12 protein-coding genes are annotated in these 17125 nt (G+C 72.8%); 4 read left to right on the top strand and 8 right to left on the bottom strand.

Going from position 1 to position 17125, the window contains the following annotated elements; genetic code table 11:
- Window positions 1-114 precede the first annotated feature (114 nt).
- Window positions 115-1416 (top strand): UDP-glucose dehydrogenase family protein, encoded by a 1302-nt coding sequence (locus WMF12_RS14680; protein WP_437746290.1) that lies wholly within the window; start codon window positions 115-117, stop codon window positions 1414-1416.
- A 48-nt stretch (window positions 1417-1464) separates the two neighbouring features.
- Here the strand turns inward: WMF12_RS14680 and WMF12_RS14675 are convergent, their stop codons facing one another.
- From WMF12_RS14675 to WMF12_RS14650, 6 genes are all read right to left on the bottom strand, one after another.
- The gene (locus WMF12_RS14675) at window positions 1465-3075 is read right to left on the bottom strand and encodes a sigma-54-dependent transcriptional regulator (protein WP_437872123.1); all 1611 of its coding nucleotides are present in this window, start codon (window positions 3073-3075) and stop codon (window positions 1465-1467) included.
- Complete coding sequence (locus tag WMF12_RS14670; RefSeq protein ID WP_437872120.1) at window positions 3072-5435, bottom strand: ATP-binding protein; 2364 nt, start codon at window positions 5433-5435, stop codon at window positions 3072-3074. The genes WMF12_RS14675 and WMF12_RS14670 overlap by 4 nt, the downstream gene beginning before the upstream one ends.
- A gap of 209 nt (window positions 5436-5644) precedes the next feature.
- Window positions 5645-7615, bottom strand: a complete 1971-nt coding sequence (locus WMF12_RS14665; protein ID WP_437872116.1) for a S8/S53 family peptidase — start codon at window positions 7613-7615, stop codon at window positions 5645-5647.
- Complete coding sequence (locus tag WMF12_RS14660) at window positions 7612-8715, bottom strand: hypothetical protein (protein WP_437746286.1); 1104 nt, start codon at window positions 8713-8715, stop codon at window positions 7612-7614. Before WMF12_RS14660 ends, WMF12_RS14665 begins: the two co-directional genes overlap by 4 nt.
- A gap of 156 nt (window positions 8716-8871) precedes the next feature.
- Window positions 8872-9180, bottom strand: a complete 309-nt coding sequence (locus WMF12_RS14655) for a hypothetical protein (protein WP_157906673.1) — start codon at window positions 9178-9180, stop codon at window positions 8872-8874.
- A 310-nt stretch (window positions 9181-9490) separates the two neighbouring features.
- Window positions 9491-10963, bottom strand: a complete 1473-nt coding sequence (locus tag WMF12_RS14650) for a DUF4178 domain-containing protein (RefSeq protein ID WP_437872115.1) — start codon at window positions 10961-10963, stop codon at window positions 9491-9493.
- 107 nt (window positions 10964-11070) lie between these two features.
- Between WMF12_RS14650 and WMF12_RS14645 the strand changes: the two genes are divergently transcribed.
- From WMF12_RS14645 to WMF12_RS14635, 3 genes are all read left to right on the top strand, one after another.
- Window positions 11071-12675, top strand: a complete 1605-nt coding sequence (locus WMF12_RS14645) for a polyamine aminopropyltransferase (RefSeq protein ID WP_437872114.1) — start codon at window positions 11071-11073, stop codon at window positions 12673-12675.
- A gap of 4 nt (window positions 12676-12679) precedes the next feature.
- A complete protein-coding gene (locus tag WMF12_RS14640; protein ID WP_437872113.1) occupies window positions 12680-14317 on the top strand; it encodes an FAD-dependent oxidoreductase in 1638 nt (545 codons plus the stop codon).
- Window positions 14318-14548: 231 nt separating this feature from the next.
- Window positions 14549-15367 (top strand): PP2C family protein-serine/threonine phosphatase, encoded by an 819-nt coding sequence (locus WMF12_RS14635; RefSeq protein WP_437746282.1) that lies wholly within the window; start codon window positions 14549-14551, stop codon window positions 15365-15367.
- Between the two features lie 217 nt (window positions 15368-15584).
- Here the strand turns inward: WMF12_RS14635 and WMF12_RS14630 are convergent, their stop codons facing one another.
- On the bottom strand, window positions 15585-16352 hold the full coding sequence (locus WMF12_RS14630) for an MBL fold metallo-hydrolase (protein ID WP_437552641.1): 768 nt from the start codon (window positions 16350-16352) through the stop codon (window positions 15585-15587).
- A 4-nt stretch (window positions 16353-16356) separates the two neighbouring features.
- Entirely contained in the window at window positions 16357-17013 is a 657-nt protein-coding gene (locus tag WMF12_RS14625) for a Crp/Fnr family transcriptional regulator (protein WP_437536126.1), read from the bottom strand.
- Window positions 17014-17125 lie beyond the last annotated feature (112 nt).

Below are 17125 nucleotides of genomic sequence, written 5' to 3'. Positions count from 1 at the left end.
AGCACGAACGCTCGGCGCGCTCGCACGCGAGAGGAGCGGGACAGATCGATCGGAGGTCACACGCCGTGCGACTGCCGGCTCGAACGGCGCCGGGGTCGTGGTAGCGTCCCGCCCATGCAGCTTGCCGTCGTGGGAACAGGGTATGTCGGCCTCGTCGCCGGCGCGGGGTTCGCGGATTTCGGGAATGACGTGGCGTGCGTCGACGTGTCCGCTGCCAAGATCGAGATGCTGAAGCGCGGAGAGGTGCCGATCTACGAGCCCGGCCTCGACGTGTTGATCGCAAAGAACACCCGCGACGGCAGGCTCCGGTTCTCCACCGACGTCGCCAGCGCCATCCGCGACGCCGAGATCGTCTTCATCGCCGTCGGTACGCCCCAGGCGGACGACGGCTCCGCCGACCTCTCCGCCGTCGAGGCCGTCGGCGAGACGATCGGCAAGAACCTGAACAATTTCAAAGTGATCGCCACGAAGAGCACGGTCCCCGTCGGCACGGCGGACCGGCTCCGGCAGATCATCGGCGCGAACGCCACCCAGCCGTTCGCGGTCGCGTCGAACCCGGAGTTTCTCAAGGAGGGTGACGCGGTCAACGACTTCATGAAGCCCGACCGCGTGATCATCGGCTCGGACGACCCGAAGGCGCGCGAGATCCTGCGCCACCTCTACAACCCGTTCGTGCGGGCGAGCGACCGCATCCAGCTCATGGACGCGCGCTCGGCCGAGCTCACCAAGTACGCCGCCAACGCGCTGCTCGCGTCGCGCATCTCGTTCATGAACGATCTGGCCGTGCTCGCGGAGAAGCTCGGCGCGGACATCGAGCTCGTGCGCAAGGGCGTCGGGGCCGACCCGCGCATCGGCACGAAGTTCCTGTTCGCCGGCCCGGGGTTCGGCGGGTCGTGCTTCCCCAAGGACCTCTCGGCCATCCTCTACACCGCGGGCTCCGTCGGGCACGATCTGGAGATCGTCCGGGCGACCGAGCGGATCAACGCGCGGCAGAAGCGGCTGCTCGCCAGCAAGGTGAGCGCCTACTTCGACGGCGCGCTGAAGGGGAAGACGATCGCGGTCTGGGGGCTCGCGTTCAAGCCGCAGACGGACGACATCCGCGAGGCGCCCGCGCTCACGCTCATCGACGCGCTGCTCGAGGCGGGCGCGACGGTCCAGGCGCACGACCCGCAGGCGATGCCGAACGTGCGCGCCATCTACGGGAGCCGCATCCTCCTGAGCGACGGCATGTACGGCGCGGCCGAGGGCGCGGACGCGCTGGTCGTCGTCACCGAGTGGCACGAGTACCGGCGCCCGGACTTCCACCGGCTGAAGCGCATCCTGAGCTCCCCGACGCTCTTCGACGGGCGCAACATCTGGGAGCCGGACGAGCTCCGCGGCATGGGGTTCGTCTACACGGGCATCGGCAGGAAGTAGCGCGCGACGCCGGTGGCGCGGCGCGGCACGCCACCGGCGCCGCGCCCCTCAGGCGTCGTCGTGGTCTGGCGGCGGCACCTGGCGGCGGGTGCTCGGCGCTTCCTCGCTGGCGTACCGCGGCAAGCTCACGGGCGTGTGGTTGCGGTTGCCCGGCAGCTCCTCGCCGAGGTGCCGCGTCCCGTTCGCGGGCGTGTGCCGCCGGCTGCTCGGCGGCTCCTCGCCGAGGTGGCGCGCGGCCATCGGCGTCGGCATCGACATCCGCCGGCTGCTCGGCGGCTCCTCGCCGGTGTGCCGGTCCCAGCGCCGCTCGAGCATCTTCCGATCGACGCCGATGAGCCGCGCCGCGGCCGCCTTGTTGCCGCCGCAGCTCTCGATCGCGTGGTGCAGGACGGCGCGCTCGATCACCCGGAGCTTCGATCCCAGCCGCTCGGGCAGCGCGAGCAGGGCGCGCGCCAGCCGGTCGATCTCCGCGGTGGCGTCCACGACCGGCCGCTCGCGCGCGAGCTCCTCGAGCGTGGGGACGTCGATGAGATCGTCGTCCGCGAGCAGCCCCAGCCGCTCGACGACGTTCCGGAGCTCACGCACGTTGCCGGGCCAGGGCCGCCGGACCAGCCACGCGATCGCGTCGTCGGTGTAACGCAGCTTGCGCGGGAGCTCCGCGCTGAACGCGAGCAGGAGCTCGATGAGATCGGCGTCGCGCTCGGCCAGCGACGGGACGTGCACCGTGACGACGTTGAGCCGGTAGAAGAGGTCCTCCCGGAAGCGCCCCTCGCTGATGCGCTTCTCCAGGTCGACGTGGGTCGCGGCGAGGACGCGGGCGCGCAGCGGGATCTCCGACTCGGCGCCGAGGGGGCGGAAGCGGCGATCCTCGACGACGCGGAGGAGCTTCGCCTGGAGCTCGCCGGGCATCTCGGCGATCTCGTCGAGCAGGATGGTGCCCGCGCCCGCGAGCTCGAGCTGGCCGCGCATGCGCTTCTCGGCGCCGGTGAAGGCGCCGCGCTCGTGCCCGAAGATGAGCGACTCGATGAGCGTCCCCGGCAGCGCCGAGCAGTTGACCGCGACGAACGGCTCGCCGCGGCGCGAGCTCATCTCGTGCAGCGCGCGGGCGACCATCTCCTTGCCGCTGCCGGTCTCGCCGCGGATGAGCACCGTCTTGCTCGACTCGGCGACCCGCTCGATGATCCGGCGGACGCGCTCCATCCCCGCGGACGAGCCGATGAGCGCCTTCGTGCCGAACGTGCGGTCGACCCGCTCGCGGAGCCGCACCACCTCGCCCTTCAGGAGCAGCCGCTCGCGCTGCCCCTCGATGATCGGCAGGAGCATCTCCGGGCAGAGCTCGTCCTTCAGCACGTAGTCCTGCGCGCCGAGCCGCATGGCCTCCCGGATCTCGGAGAGCTCGCTGACCGACGTGACCATCAGCGCCGGCGTGCTCCGCCCCGAGGCCCGCACCCGCCGCAGGATCTCCAGGCCGCCGCGGTCGCGCGGATCGTCCGACAGGCGCACGTCGAGGAGCAGGAGGTCCGGCGCGCTCCGCTCCACGACCGCCATCGCGTCGTCCAGGCCGACCGCCTCGAGCACCTCGACCTCGTCGAGCGCGGCCAGGATCTGCCGCAGCGTGCGGCGGCCGCTCCGCTGATCATCGACGATCAGGATCTTCACGCGACCTCGTCCTCCGCGGTCATGGAGACGTCGGCGGCTGGGATCGAGATCACGAACCGCGTCGTGCCGTCGCGCCGCTCCGGCTCGATCAACCACCCGTGGGCCCGGACGATGCGGTGCGTGATGGCGAGCCCGAGCCCGGTCCCGCGGGGCTTCGTCGTGTACCAGGGCGCGAAGAGGCGCGACGCGTCCCCCGAGATGCCGGGCCCCGTGTCCCACACGACGAGCTCGGCGCCGCTCTCGGTGGTCTCCCAGACGACCCCGATCGTCCCCTTGTCGCCGGCCGCGTCGAGGCCGTTCGAGAGGAGGTTGACGAGCACCTGCGTGGCCTGATCGGGATCGCAGCGGAGCCTCGATCCAGCGCTCACGCGCGCCTCGATCCGCCGCTTGCCGAGCTGATCGCGCAGGAGCATCTCCGCCCGGCTGACGAGCTCCTCGACCGCGAGGCGGCGGCGCTCGAGCTTCCTGTGCGTCACCCGGCGCAGCCCCATCACGAGGCGCTCGAGGCGCTCGACCTCCTCGCAGCCGATGTCGACCTCCTCGGCGTCCAGGCTCTGGTTCTTCGATCCGCGCTTGAACACGGAGCGGAAGAAGTTGATCGGGTAGCGCACCTCGTGGGTGATCTCGGCCGCGAGCGTCTCGATGAGCGCCGCGCGCTCGTCGCGCCACGCGGCGGCCTGCTCCCGCCGCCGCCGCTCCAGCTCCGCGTAGCTGTGGGCGTGCGCCATGGCGAGCGCGGCCTGGTTGCCGATCGTGCGGAGCAGATCGAGATCTTCGCTGGTGAACAGGGCGCCGCCGCGCTTCTTGCCCACCTCGAGGACGCCGAGCAGCCGGCCGCGGAACATGACGGTCAGCGAGAGCTCGCTCGCGCTCGCGCTCGCCTTGGAGGGCTCGACCTCGATGACCCGCTCGCCGCTCGACTCGTCCGCCCTCGGCGCCGGCTCGCCGGGCGCGGCGCCGGCGCTGCCCGCGCCCGCGCCGTCGGCCGCGTCGACCGCGATGCGACGGAAGGTGACGCGCTCGCAGGAGAGCCAGCGCGCCACCGTGCGCTCGACCGCGAAGGCGACCTCGTCGGGATCGGCGACGAGCGTCAGCTCCTCGCTGAGCTGCTCGACGGTGGGCTTGTACTCCGCGCGCGCCGGGAAGAGCTTCCGATCGCCGGCGCCGAGCGCGGACACGACGAGCGCCGCGCTGACGACGGCGGCCGGCGCCGCGACCTTGATCGCGCCGAGCAGCGGGAGGCCGGCGTACCCCGCGCACGCGGAGCAGAGGATCACCGTGAGCGCGACCATCATGCAGGCGATGATGACGCGCGTGAGCGGGCGCGACAGGAGCGCGCGGCTCCCCCAGAGGTCGTAGCGGATGAACGCGACGACGCTCGAGACGGGTGTGAGGGCGAGCGCGGGGATCGCGAACCACGCGAGCGTCGACGCCGGGGCGCCGAGCATGGCGAGCATGAAGCCGAGGGCGATCACCACGTGCGGCGGCGCCATCGCGAGGAGCAGCGCGCGCAGCGTGCGGCGGCGATCGCCCTCCGCCGCGGCGAAGCGGAGGATCAGCGTGGTCGCGAAGAAGAAGAACGACGCCACGAACAGGATCGCGCAGACGCTCCGGAGCGCGACGGTGGTCCAGCCCATGGCGTGCGAGGCGAGCAGGGCGGCGGCGAGCAGGCCGCCGAGCCCGTGCGCGATCCGCGCGAAGACGGGGTAGCGCGCGATGAGCGGGACGTCGTCCGGCAGCCGCAGCGCCAGCGTGAAGAAGCTCATCGGGACGAGCGCGTAGGCGACGTGGAAGAACGGGACGAGGTGGCGCGAGCTGTGGTAGTCGAACAGCGCGAACTGGAAGAGCGCGGCGAACAGCGCGGCGCTCGCGAAGGCGCGGGCGAGCTTGCCGTGGGGGCTCGCGCTGAGGGCGATGAGCGCGGCGCCCACGTAGAGCGAGGCGACGACCATCAGCCCGCCGGCGTAGAACCACCAGGCGAGCGCGTCGAAGGGGACGAGGGAGAGCTCGACGTCGCGCAGCCCCTCCGCCGTCTCGACGCGGGCGTGCACCGAGCGGCGCCCCTCGCGCGCCGCCCGCTCGACCGCGGCGTCCCAGGCGCCGGCGCGGTAGCGCCCCGCGGTGCTCTCGAGGCGCCAGCCGTCGACCTCGACGACGCGATCCGGGTACCGGAGGCCCTTCTGGAAGCCCTCCCAGGACGGCAGGCCCACGCTCGAGACCACGCCGTCCGGATCGACGAGCACGCCAGGGAACGGGCGCTCGTACCAGCTCAGAGCGCTCCTCATCCCCGAGCCGCCCAGCACGAGCGCCGCGAGGACGACCACCGCGAGGAGCCAACGGCGATTCTCGATAGCTGGCATCGGGAGAGCCGACGGCGCGCAAATTGCGCCGCCAGCCGTTCACGATACGCTGGAACTCCGGGTGAACCAACGGGGCTCGCGCGCCGGACCGGGCGCAACGCGCCCGTCACCCGCGATCCCGGCGCCCCGGCGGCGCTACTACGCAATTATCATTACGTTTTCCCGTGGAGATGAGAGCGGGATCACCCCGCGGCGGGACGGCAGCGCGCTCAGGCGGCGCCCTCGTGCGCGTCGCCGTCCGTGGCGTCCGCGAACACGACGTCCGCCAGCGCTCCGAAGCGCGACTCGACGTCGGCGACGGCGGCGGCGTCGGTCGCCGATCGCTCGAGCCGGTCGAGCAGGGCGGTGATTTCGTCGCGCACGCGCGGCGATGGCGGCGGCGCCGCGCGGCTCGCGGCGAGGGCGCGGACGACGAGCGAGAGCTGCCGCAGCACGGCGCCCGCGCCGTGGGCGCGCCGGCGCCGCGGGTCGCCCGCGGTGAGGCGGGCGTGGCGCACGAGCGCGCAGACGCCGTGGCAGAGGCTCGGGTCGGCGAGCAGCGCTCGGACCGCCCAGCGCGCGAGGCGGCGCGAGTACAGGCGGCGGACGAGCGGCCCCTCGGCGCGGGCGTCGTGCCAGATGCGCGCGGCGCCGTCCTCGCCGACGGACACCAGCGCGAGCGCGATCGGATCTCCGGCGGCGAGGCAGGCTCGACCGGCGTCGATGCGGCCGTAGCCATGCTTGGCGTTGTGGCCATCGCGATCGCGCCCGTCGGGGAGCACGTCCCACGCGTCGGCGATCGGCTCGGCCGACGCGGGCGCCGCGGGAGGCACCGGGGCGAGCGTGCGCATCACGAGGGCGTCGAGCTCGGGCAGGCGGAGCGACGGGTTTTGCGACAGGACGAGGAGCAGCGAGCCCGCGGCGAGGGCCGAGGCCCCGCTCGACTCGGCATGGCAGAGCCGCTCGAGCGCGGGGGTCGCGCTGGACGCGGGCGGCAGCGGGCAGGTGATGTCGTCGCCTGGCGCGAGCCACCGCACCGCCGGGCCGCGGTTGGCGAAGGGGCGGCTGCGCCCCTGCCGGTCCCGCCAGAGGAACCACCCGTCGCCGCGGGCGCCCGGGCCGACGCAGAACACGCGCGGGTCGCTCGCGGGCTCGCCGAACCCGAGCGAGAAGCTCGCGTGCAGCGACTCGGGAGGGCTCGAGGCCTCACGGCCCGTGGGGAACACGACAGGGCAGCCCCGGCCGCGGCGCCCGAGGCGGGCGGCGAACTCGAGCGCGTCGTCGAGCATGGGCGTCGTCGAGCCCTCGACGTACGCGGCGCACACAACGACGTCGGCGCCGTCGCTGACCGCCCGGACGATCGCGACCGGCAGGGCGAGGACGCACGATCCAGGCTTCGGGATCAGGTAGAGCCGGGGCGACGCGTCCGGCGCGACGCCGCGGAACCCGCCGGGGCGACGGCCCCCCACGGCCCACGCGACCATGAACGCGCCGTGCGCCTGGCTGCGCGGCGGCTGCTCCATCATGACGAGCACCTCGCGCTCGAGGCCGAGCTCGTCGGCCGTCCACGCGTCGTCGTCGATGACCCCGAGGCGCGTCCCGGCGCCGCCCCCGCAGCGGCGGCGATCGACCCCGATCCCGCCGCCCTCGTCGCGCAGGAACCAGCGGCCGGGGGTGACGGGCTCGTCCTCGACCGACGCGCGGCGCGCGGTCCACCCCTCCGGCCGCGCCGCGGCGCCGGCGGCCGCGTCGAAGCGCGGGGCGACGGCGGCGCTCGGGCGCCGGGCCGACGCGACGTAGCGCACCGGCAGCGCCGCGGCCGAGAGCGCCGCGGCGACGTCGGCGCGCCGCCCGGGGTCGGGGGACCGGGCGCGGAGCCAGAAGATGGGCGTCCGTTCGATGACGCGCTCGACCGCGACGCCAGACCAGCGCGCCCCGAGCGCCGCGGCGACCGCGTCGGGCGCGACGGGGCACCGCGAGGCGACGACGACGTCGAGGGGACCATCGTCGTCGTCGCCGGCGGCGGTGGGGACCGGGGCATAGCCGAAGTCCCACGGCGGGCGCCGCGGGCGCGCCCTGGGCGTGGCGGACGACGCTGGGGGCGGCGCGCTCTTGCGACCGGGCGCCGGACGCGCGCGCGCGGACCCCTCCTCCGGAGAGCCCGCCCCCCCTCGCGCGGCCGCGCCGCGGCCGCGGCTCATGCCAGCACGGCCTTGGCCCAGGCGTTGAGCGCGTGGGCGCGGTTGGCGAAGCCGGGGCTCTCGGCCTCGCACCGCGCGAGCTCCTGCGCTTGCCCCTCCCTCCCCTCCGCCCAGGCCGCGACGCGGCGAGCGCCGAGCACCGCGGCGCGCCGCCGCGCGGCGCGGAAGCACCGGCGCTCGCCGTCGAGCATCGCCGCGAGGACGCCGGACTCGAGGACCATCCGGCGGACGGGGAGCAAGGACGAGGGCGCGTCGGGGGTCGGCGGCTCGCTCTGCGCCTTCGGCGTCACCGCGATCCCCCAGGGCGGCGTGCCGAGCGGTCCGTACGCGACCGCGCCGCGGTGGCGCGGCTCCGAGGCGCGCTCCCGATCGCGCTCCTCGGCCCGGGGCTCTCCGTGCGCGCGCGATCGGAGCTCCGAGGCCAGGACGACGGCCCAGGCGCCGCCTCGCTGGTAGTCGTCCTGCCAGTCCATGACATCGTCGTGGAGCTGCAGCCCGAGCCACACCGACGACAGCAGCCGCGCGAGCACCTCGCGCCGCTCGGCCGTCCAGCCGGCAGCGTGCGCGAGGGCGATCGACGCCGGGAAGCCGACGCTCTGCTTGCCGAGGGAGAGCGCGTAATAGCGGCTGAAGCCGGCGGGCCCGCCGCTCGCGAGGAGGCTGCGCTCGGTCTCGATGGCGAACAGCGTCGCGTCGTCCGCGCGCGCGAAATCGATGGCCGGGTCGTCGACCCCTGGCGCGACGCGGCGGAGCGCCTCGTCGCGCGCCCGCCGAGCGTGCGCCAGGATGGCCTCGAGCTGCCAGGTCGGGCGGACCTGCTTGTCCTTGATGCGATCGGTGCCGAACGCCTCGATGACGGCGAGCAGGTGCGCGAGGAGCGCGTCCTGCACCGTGGCCCCGCGGACGCCCGGCATGGCCTCCGCGAGCAGCGCGGGCGCGGCCAGCGTGATCTCGTTGCTGAACACGGCGCTCCAGGGCACGTCGCGCGACGGCGACAGGCCGAGCGTGTAGGCCAGCCCCTGCGCGTCGGCGTGCAGCATCCCGGGGAGGGTCCGCCAGAACGCCTTGTAGAGCTCGTCCACCCACAGGGCGTCATCCATGTGCGGGCACCTCCCTCGCCCGGCGCGGCGCGCCGGGCTCGGCGCTCGCGGTGCGCGGCGCGCTCCGGGCGCCGGTAGATGGCACCGGGGCAGAGCCGCGCCGGTGAGACGTACGCCGATGGCGGTGCAACCCCGCCTGTCGCCTGCGCCGCGGCATCAATAGACGTTCGACTCCTTCCAGGGCGACAGGCACACGTTGAAGCGCTCCTCGACCACGATCGCGCGCCACTGGAGCACCTGGGAGGCGCTCAGCCCATCGAAGAAGCCGCCGATCCAGGAGCGGATGCGGCCGTTGAGCTGCGCGCGGATCCTGGCCGCGTCCACCGGCTCCTCATCTGCCTCGGGCGCGACGACGTAGAGGGCGAGCAGCTGCTTGAACTCGTCGAAGTGCTCCTGGTTTCGGAGCAGGGAGATGTAGAGCGCGCGCAGCTGTGCGTGCGGGTCGATCGAATTCACCGTTTGCATGGGCCTCCGCCGCCGGTCCACCGCCGGCGTCGGACGGCACATTGCACGTCACGGGCCGCCGCGGGCCAGCGTGTAAGCCATTGAAATTACTCGATCGCCAGCGGCGGCCGGAGCGGGGCGATACCCGAAACCGACCATCATCTGCCCGAATCCGACCGCTCCGCTCGACGCGATGTCGCCTTTCCACGGAGGTGGACATAGACATGTCCAGTGCTGCTCGTGCCCGACTCGACACCAGCCGGGATCGCAAAGGACGCACCGGCACAGGCCGTTCATTTCATACGTAGCCGAATCGAGCAGTGGAGCTGGATCACTTCCCGCCGCCGAAGCTCGGGCTGCCCCCCCCGCTCGGAATGAAGATGACGCCGCCGCCGCCCCCACCGCAGTCGCTGAGCGCGATGAGAATGAGGAGGACGACGATCAGGACGACGACGATGACGACGATCCGGCCGGCTCCGGCGCCCGTCCCGTCGCCGAACGAGGGGCTCGGCGGGGGTGGCAGGTGGAAGGCGGCGGCGAGCTCCTTCCCTGGAAGCGGTGAGCAGAACGACACGCTCACCTCGGTCGGGGCCTGCTCGATGCTGACCTTGCCGCCCTCGCCCTGGTACTCCGTGGCCTGCACGGCCTCGCCGATCTCGACCTTCCAGTAGAACTCGCCGATGACGTATTCCACCTCGGCGTGGACGCTCTGCTTGAGCGCATACGTCCGCCCTTGATAGCTCGCCGTCGAGCCCATCGGCTGGACCTCGCCGGGCGAGAGAGGCGTCACGAGCTGCCACGCCCCGTCCTCTTCCATGAGCCACAGGTAGCCAATGCTCGGTCCGCCGTAGAGCAGGTACTCGCGCCAGCGGTAACGCTCGCCCTCCACGGTGCAGCCGCGGATGACGAAGCCGATGCAGAGCACGCGCATGCCGCGGAGCTGGCCCTCGGCGCCGAGCGGGACGTACGGCTCCATGGGCGGCCTGGGGACCTGGCCGAGCGCGACGAGCGCGCCCTTCGTGAGATCGCTCGCAGTACCACAGTACCGGCAGACGATGCGCTCCGTGGTGCCGGGCGCGGCGAGCGGCAGGTTGCCGCCGCAGCTCGGGCACACGACGGCCGACACCTGCGCCGTGGGCTGGTCCACAGGGGCCCCGGTGTCGAGCTTCATGGTGGCCGGGTCGATCTGCCGGCCCAGGTAGAGCTTCGGCGGGATCGTCCGCCCGTCGCCGTAGTCGAGCGTCCCGAACTCGCCCCTCGGCCCCGCGATGTCGACGAAGCCCGTCACCACGCCCGGCGCGGCGACGTGGGGCATCTCTCCTTCGGCCGAGATCACGCGCCGGCGGCCGACCTCGACGACGGTGAACATGCCGTGCCCCTCGAGGTGGACACGGCCGCCCGGCTGGAGGGAGCTCCACTGCGGCAGCCCGTTCAGCGGGAGCGGCGCCTCGGTGGTGGCGTACCAGCGCCCCTGGGCGAACGCGACCCACGTCCAGCGGCCGCTGGCCGGGAACGCGATGAAGATCTCCTGCCAGGGCGCGCCCGGCGCGCTGGCCCGATCGAGCTGGACGCGGCCGTCGACCACGAACGGCTCGTTGCCCCAGCGCCCGGTGACGCCGAGCTGGAGGGGCGTGGGAATCTCGACCAAGTCGGCGACGCGCCCGACGGCGCGGAGGTCCCGATCGGTGCGCGCGACGACGAACTTGCAGTGCTTGCACACCTGCGCCATCGCGCCCGCGAAGCGAAACGTGATCGGCGCGCCGCAGGAGGGGCACGCGGCTGCTCGGTCGAAGGGCGTGCTCACGCGAGCACCATACTAGAAGCCTCGACGACGAAAGAGGAAGCGTTTCAGGTGCGCCGGCGAGCCCGAACAGGCTGTGGTCCAGCGCGAGCGGTGCTAGGACCGCGCCGATGCCGGCCACCGAGGAGAGCCCTGCGGGAGCTCGGGGCGCCCCTCCCGGGGACGCCCCGGCGCCCTTCCCCGCGGCGCAGCCGCTGCCCCGGCTCGTGCACCCGGCGCTCCTCGCGAGCGTGTTCGTCATCGCCACGTCGGGGCTCGTCTACGAGCTCATCACCGGCACGCTCGCGAGCTACGTCCTCGGCGACTCGGTGACGCAGTTCAGCTTCGTCATCGGCCTCTACCTGTTCGCGATGGGGATCGGCTCGTACCTCTCCCAGTACATCGAGAGCCGGCTCCTCGAGCGCTTCGTCGAGATCGAGCTCGGCCTCGCGCTCGTCGGGGGGCTCTCCGCGCCGATGCTCTTCCGGGTCTACACCGCGCTCGGGTCGTTCCGCGCGCTGCTCTACTCGCTCGTGCTGCTCATCGGGATGCTCGTGGGGCTAGAGATCCCGCTGCTCATCCGGCTGCTGAACTTCTCGCTGGATCTCAAGCGGCTCGTCGCGCGCGTGCTCACGCTCGACTACATCGGCGCGCTGGCCGCGAGCCTGCTCTTCCCCTCGCTCCTCCTGCCGCGCCTCGGGATCCACCAGACGAGCCTGTTCTTCGGCGTGCTCAACGCGGCCGTCGCGCTGACGAGCACGTTCCTGTTCCCGCTCGATCGCGCCGTCGTCGTCCGGCTGCGGGCGCTCTGCCTGATCGTGATCGCCGGGCTCGGGGTCGCCTTCGCGCTCGTCTCGCGGTTCGTCGAGCGCTCGGAGGCTCTCTATTTCGGGGCGCCCATCGTCTACGCGGCGCAGTCGCCGTACCAGCGCCTCGTCATCACGAGGAGCCCGCGCACGACGCGCCTCTTCCTCAACGGCAACCTCCAGTTCTCGTCGGACGACGAGCATCGGTACCACGAGGTGCTCGTGCACCCGGCCGTCGCCGCGCTGGGGCGCGAGCCGCGGCGCGCGCTGATCCTCGGCGGCGGCGACGGGCTCGCCGCGCGCGAGCTGCTCCGTTACCCGTCGGTCGAGCAGATCCTGCTCGTCGACCTCGACGGCGCGGTCACCGGCGCCTTCCGCGATCTGCCGCTCGCCGCGGACCTGAACCAGGGCTCGCTGCGCGACCCGCGCGTGGCCGTCCGCAACGAGGACGCGTTCAAGTACCTCGAGGAGTCGACCGAGTCGTTCGATCTCGCGATCGTCGACTTCCCCGATCCCGGCAACTACGCCGTCGGCAAGCTGTACACCGACGCCTTCTATCACCTGCTCCGGCAGCGGCTCTCCGTGCGCGGGCTCGCCGTCGTCCAGGCGACGTCGCCCCACTACGCGCGCGAGTCGTTCTGGTGCGTCGTGACGACGCTCGAGGCGGCCGGCTTCAAGGCCGCGCCGCTCCACGTCTACGTGCCGAGCTTCGGCGAGTGGGGCTTCATCCTGGCGGGCGGCGAGGGGCTCGCCGCGCCCGGCGCCCTCCGGATCGATCCGTCGAGGCTCCGCTACCTCGACTCGAGCGGCCTGCCGGAGCTCTTCCGGTTCCCCCGCGATCTGGGCCGCGTCGAGGCGCCGATCAACCGGCTGAACGACCAGAAGCTCGTCTCCGTGTACACGCGCGAGTGGGCCGAGTGGACCCGGTGATCCGGTGAACCGCCGCGGCTTCCTGAGCTCCGTGGCCGCGGGCTGGGTCGTGCACACGGCCTCGCCGGGGCGCGCGCCGCTCGCCGGCGAGATCGTCGGCGCGGCCCACGGCGCGGGCCACCTGCTCCGCGGCGGCCCGCTGCCCGCGGCGAGCGGCCCCGCCGAGCGCGCGGACGTCGTGATCGTCGGCGGCGGGGTGAGCGGGTTGTCGGCCGCGTGGCGGCTCGCCGGCGCCGGGCTCGATCTGCGCGTCCTCGAGCTCGAGCCGAGGCCGGGCGGCACGAGCGCGTGGGGCGACGACGGCGTCGTGCCGTACCCGTGGGGCGCGCACTACCTCGCCGCGCCGAACGTCGAGGCGCGCGCGACGCTGCGGCTGCTCGAGCAGATGGGCGTCGTCACCGGGTGGGACGCGGCGGGGCGCCCCGTGTTCGATCCGCGGCGGCTGTGCCACGCGCCGGGCGAGCGGCTGTTCTACGAGGGCGCGTGGCACAGCGGCCTCGCGCCGGTCGACGCGCTCTCGAGCGAGGCGCTGGACGAGCTCGAGAGGTTCCACGCGCTGGAGGAGGAGCTCACGGAGCTCACCGGCAGCGACGGGCGCCCGGCGTTCCAGATCCCGCTCGATCGCTCCTCCCGCGACCCCGAGCTCCTCCAGCTCGACCGGATGAGCATGGCGGCGTGGCTCGATCGCGAGGGGTACCGCACGCCGTTCCTGCGCTGGTACGTGCGCTACGCGATGCTCGACGACTTCGGCGGCGCGCTCGAGGAGATCTCGGCCTGGGCGGGGCTGCACTACTTCGCGGGGCGCAAGGCGCGCGCGCCCGAGCTCGCGGGCAGCCGCTACCTCGTCTGGCCCGAGGGCAACGGCCGGCTCGTGAAGGCGCTGCTCGAGCGCGCGGCGCCGCGCGTGTCCCTCGGCGCGCTCGTCACGTCGGTGCGCCCGCAGCCGAGCGGCCGCGTCGAGATCGACTACGTCGACCTGCAGCGCGGCGAGGCGCGCCGCGTCGAGGCCCGCGCGGCGATCCTCGCGGCGCCGGCGTTCGTCGTGCGCCGGATCTTCGCGGGGAGCGCGGCGGGCGAGCTGCCGGAGCGGGTCGCGTCGGCGTGGCTCGTGGCGAACCTGCACGTCGAGCGGCCCATCGATCCCAACCACGCGTGGGATTCCGTCCTCTACGGCGCGGAGGGGCTCGGCTACGTCGACGCGCGCCACCAGCTCACCGATCTCGCGGCGGCGACGACGCAGCGGTCGCGCCTCGCGACGCCGGTGCAGCGCACCGTGCTGACCTACTACCGCGCCTTCGGCGGGCCGGACGTCGCCGCCGCGCGCGCGGCGCTGCTCCGCGCGCCGTGGGCGTCGCTCGCCGACGGCGTGCTGCGCGATCTCGCGCCGGCGCACCCGCACCTGCGCGACGACGTCGAGCGGATGGACGTCATGATCTGGGGGCACGCGATGCCGCGCCCGCGCCCCGGCTTCCTCGGCTCGCGGCCGTTCGAGCCGCGCTGCGCGCTGTCCGAGCGCGTCGCCTGGGCCCACGTCGATCAGCCGGGGATGGCGCTCTTCGAGGAGGCGCACGCGTGCGGCGTGCGCGCCGCCGAGACGATCGCGGCCTCGGCGGGGATCGCGATCGGCGAGAGCTGGCTCTGAGCTCGAGCGCCCGTCGCCTCGGCGCGCGCCGCGGAGCCCCACGTCCTCTCCCATCTTTCAAGAGCAAAGTGCGTCCGGCGAGCGAGCGCCTCCGGAAGGGTCCTCTACCCCTGCCGCCGGCCGCTTCCAGCGGCCATGGAGCGGCCGCTGTGGGAGATCAGGCCCAGGATTTCAGCTTTGCCCTCGCCTTGAACTTGCGCTGCCCCCCTGCTCCGCGTCTACTCTCTGCCCATGTTGCGGACCCGGTTTGCCGGGATGACGGATACCGGGCTCCTCCGGGACCACAATGAGGACAACCTCCTCGTCAGCGAGGAGTACCGTGTCGTGGCCGTGGCGGATGGAATGGGCGGACACCGCTCGGGCGACGTTGCGAGCCAGCTTGCCGTGAACACCCTCTCGGACTTCTTGTCCGTGACGGTCGGGAGGGACGCCACCTGGCCCTTCCCAGCCGATCCGAACCTGACCGAGGAGGAGAACTACGTCGTCACCGGCCTCCGGCTGGCGAACCGGCGCATCTTCGATCGCTCGCTGAAGACGCTCGCCGACTTCGGCATGGGCACGACGATCGTGGCGGCGATGTTCTCCAAGGACGCCGAGCACGTGACGGTGGGTCACGTCGGGGACAGCCGCTGCTATCGCCTGCGCGACAGCCAGATCACGCAGCTCACCCGTGACCACTCGCTCGTCAGCGACGCGGCGCACATGGCGCCGTGGATGACCGAGGAGGAGGTCCGGCAGCTGCCGGCCAACGTCATCACGCGCGCGCTTGGCATCCGCGAGGACGTCCTCGTCGATCTCGTGACGGACGAGACGCGGCACGGTGACGTGTACCTCCTCTGCTCGGACGGCCTGTCGGGGCTGGTGAGCGACGATCAGATCCTCGAGCTCGTGATGTCCAGCGGCTCGCTGGACGCTGCGTGCAAGGCGCTCATCGATCGGGCGAACTACTTCGGCGGCACCGACAACATCACGGTCGTCCTCGCCCGCGTCGAAGAGGTGCCCGACGGCAAGCGCCCCTTCAACGACGAGCCCACCCAGGAAAGCCGCTAGCCCGCGCTCCGCGCCGCTCTGCTCTACGGTCGCGTCGCGCGCGAGCACCCGACACCGACGCCGCGCAGGCCTCACCTCCTGCGCGGTGCGCTCTCGCCCGGAGCAGCGAGCGATCCCCCCTCGGGCCGGGTAGCTCGGCGCGACGATCGCGTCGAGCGCAGCGCCACCATCACCCGCGCGCGCACGACGCCGCGGACGCTCCGCGCCGATGCGTCGGCTACAGGACGAAGTGATCCATGAGCTGAAGGACCTCCAGGTTCAGCCCCTTCAGAGCGGCGCACTCTCGCTCTACCTCGGCCTGGAAGACCGGCTTGATGTGGTAGAGCATCGTCGGCAGATCCCTCGGCGCGCGGAACTTCTGGAGCTCGAGGGCGAGCGTCTGCGGCGTGTGGTGGCCGCTCACGGTGGCGAGGCGCTGCTCCCGGTTGGGGAAGCTGACCTCCATCAGCAGCGCGCGGAGGTCCTGCTGCTGGTTCAGCACCTCCCACAGCCGCTCCGTGGGCCCGGTGTCGCCGCTGTACGCGATCGCGCCGCCGTCCCCTTCGATCACGAACGCCGATGCGTCGATCGTGTGCGTCACGTGGACCGCGCGCACGAGCCGCCCGGCGACCGGCGTGGGGCGCTCCGGCTTGAGCTCGAGGTACTGGATGGTCGGCTGCCCGGCGCTCGGGATCACCGCGAAATCGGGCCAGAGCACGTTGTTGAAGAAGTGCTTCTTGAGCGTGCGCAGCGTCTCGCGCGTGCCCGCGATCACGAGCGGCGGGCACCCGAGCTGGCAACGGTTGTCCGCGATCGTGGCCAGGTCGCGGATGTGATCGAGGTGCGCGTGGCTCACCAGGCACGCCTCGATGCGCGCCTGGTCCTTCACCTCGAGCCCGCTGGTCAGCGAGCCGGCGTCGATCGCGAGGATGTCGTCCACGACGAACGCGCACGTGCGATGCCTGGGGGTCTCCCCGCCGTGGCAGCCGATGACACGCAGCTCCACTGGTTCAGCTCTCTCCGCCGAACTTCTGCGGCATGTCCAGGAACTCGATGAAATCCCGGAACCTGCGCATGTCGGTCACCATGATCGCCGCGGGTCCAGGCGGCCCGTACGAGAGGAGCTTCAGCCGGCGGAGCCGCTTCATCACCTCGTCCACCGTCTCTTGCTCGACGTCGACCTCGCGCGCGATGTCCTCGGGAGAGGAGCGGACGCGTATGCCTTCAGGCGTCTCCTCCCCGAAGGCCTCGGCGTGGCGCGCGAGCGCCAGCATCACGCGCGCCTTCGGGTCACGGTGCATGAGGATCTCGACGAGCGAGTTCGCCGCGTCGAGCCGCTTCGCCAGCTTCTTGAGGAGACGGAGCGCTATCTCGACGTCGCGCTGCAGCATGACCTCCAGTTTCCGCGCGTCGATCACGAGGCAGCGGGACGGCTCGCTCACGGTGGCCGTCGCGTTCCGGGGCTTGCCGTTCAAGATCGCCATCTCGCCGACGAACTCGCCGGGCCCGAGCACCGCGAGCACCTTGTCCTCGCCGGCGACCGACTTCGTGATCCGCACGGCGCCCGACTGGATGACGAACATGACGTCGCCGGAGTCACCCTCACGAAAGAGCACGTCGCCCGGCACATACTCGCGGCCATAGCGGGCGAACGACGACTCCGACATTGCCCTGGAGTCTAGCGCCCCACGTGACCGCGGGTCAAAAACCCGGGCAAGAGCGCTGGCGCTCACAAAACGCGAGGGGCCCCCAAGCCAGCATGCTTTGGAGGACCCCTCG

It is taken from the genome of Sorangium sp. So ce363, assembly GCF_051520435.1.
GTDB lineage: Bacteria > Myxococcota_A > Polyangia > Polyangiales > Polyangiaceae > Sorangium > Sorangium cellulosum_B.
The sequence above is the reverse complement of the archived record's forward strand: the minus strand, read 5'-3'. Positions and strand labels throughout refer to the sequence as shown.

Bases quoted from the DNA above. Each gene is read 5' to 3' on its own strand.
- WMF12_RS14670 (WP_437872120.1), bottom strand. From the start codon at position 5,435: ATGCCAGCTATCGAGAATCGCCGTTGGCTCCTCGCGGTGGTCGTCCTC.
- WMF12_RS14625 (WP_437536126.1), bottom strand. From the start codon at position 17,013: ATGTCGGAGTCGTCGTTCGCCCGCTATGGCCGCGAGTATGTGCCGGGC.
- WMF12_RS14655 (WP_157906673.1), bottom strand. From the start codon at position 9,180: ATGCAAACGGTGAATTCGATCGACCCGCACGCACAGCTGCGCGCGCTC.
- WMF12_RS14645 (WP_437872114.1), top strand. From the start codon at position 11,071: ATGCCGGCCACCGAGGAGAGCCCTGCGGGAGCTCGGGGCGCCCCTCCC.
- WMF12_RS14665 (WP_437872116.1), bottom strand. From the start codon at position 7,615: ATGAGCCGCGGCCGCGGCGCGGCCGCGCGAGGGGGGGCGGGCTCTCCG.
- WMF12_RS14680 (WP_437746290.1), top strand. From the start codon at position 115: ATGCAGCTTGCCGTCGTGGGAACAGGGTATGTCGGCCTCGTCGCCGGC.
- WMF12_RS14635 (WP_437746282.1), top strand. From the start codon at position 14,549: ATGTTGCGGACCCGGTTTGCCGGGATGACGGATACCGGGCTCCTCCGG.
- WMF12_RS14660 (WP_437746286.1), bottom strand. From the start codon at position 8,715: ATGGATGACGCCCTGTGGGTGGACGAGCTCTACAAGGCGTTCTGGCGG.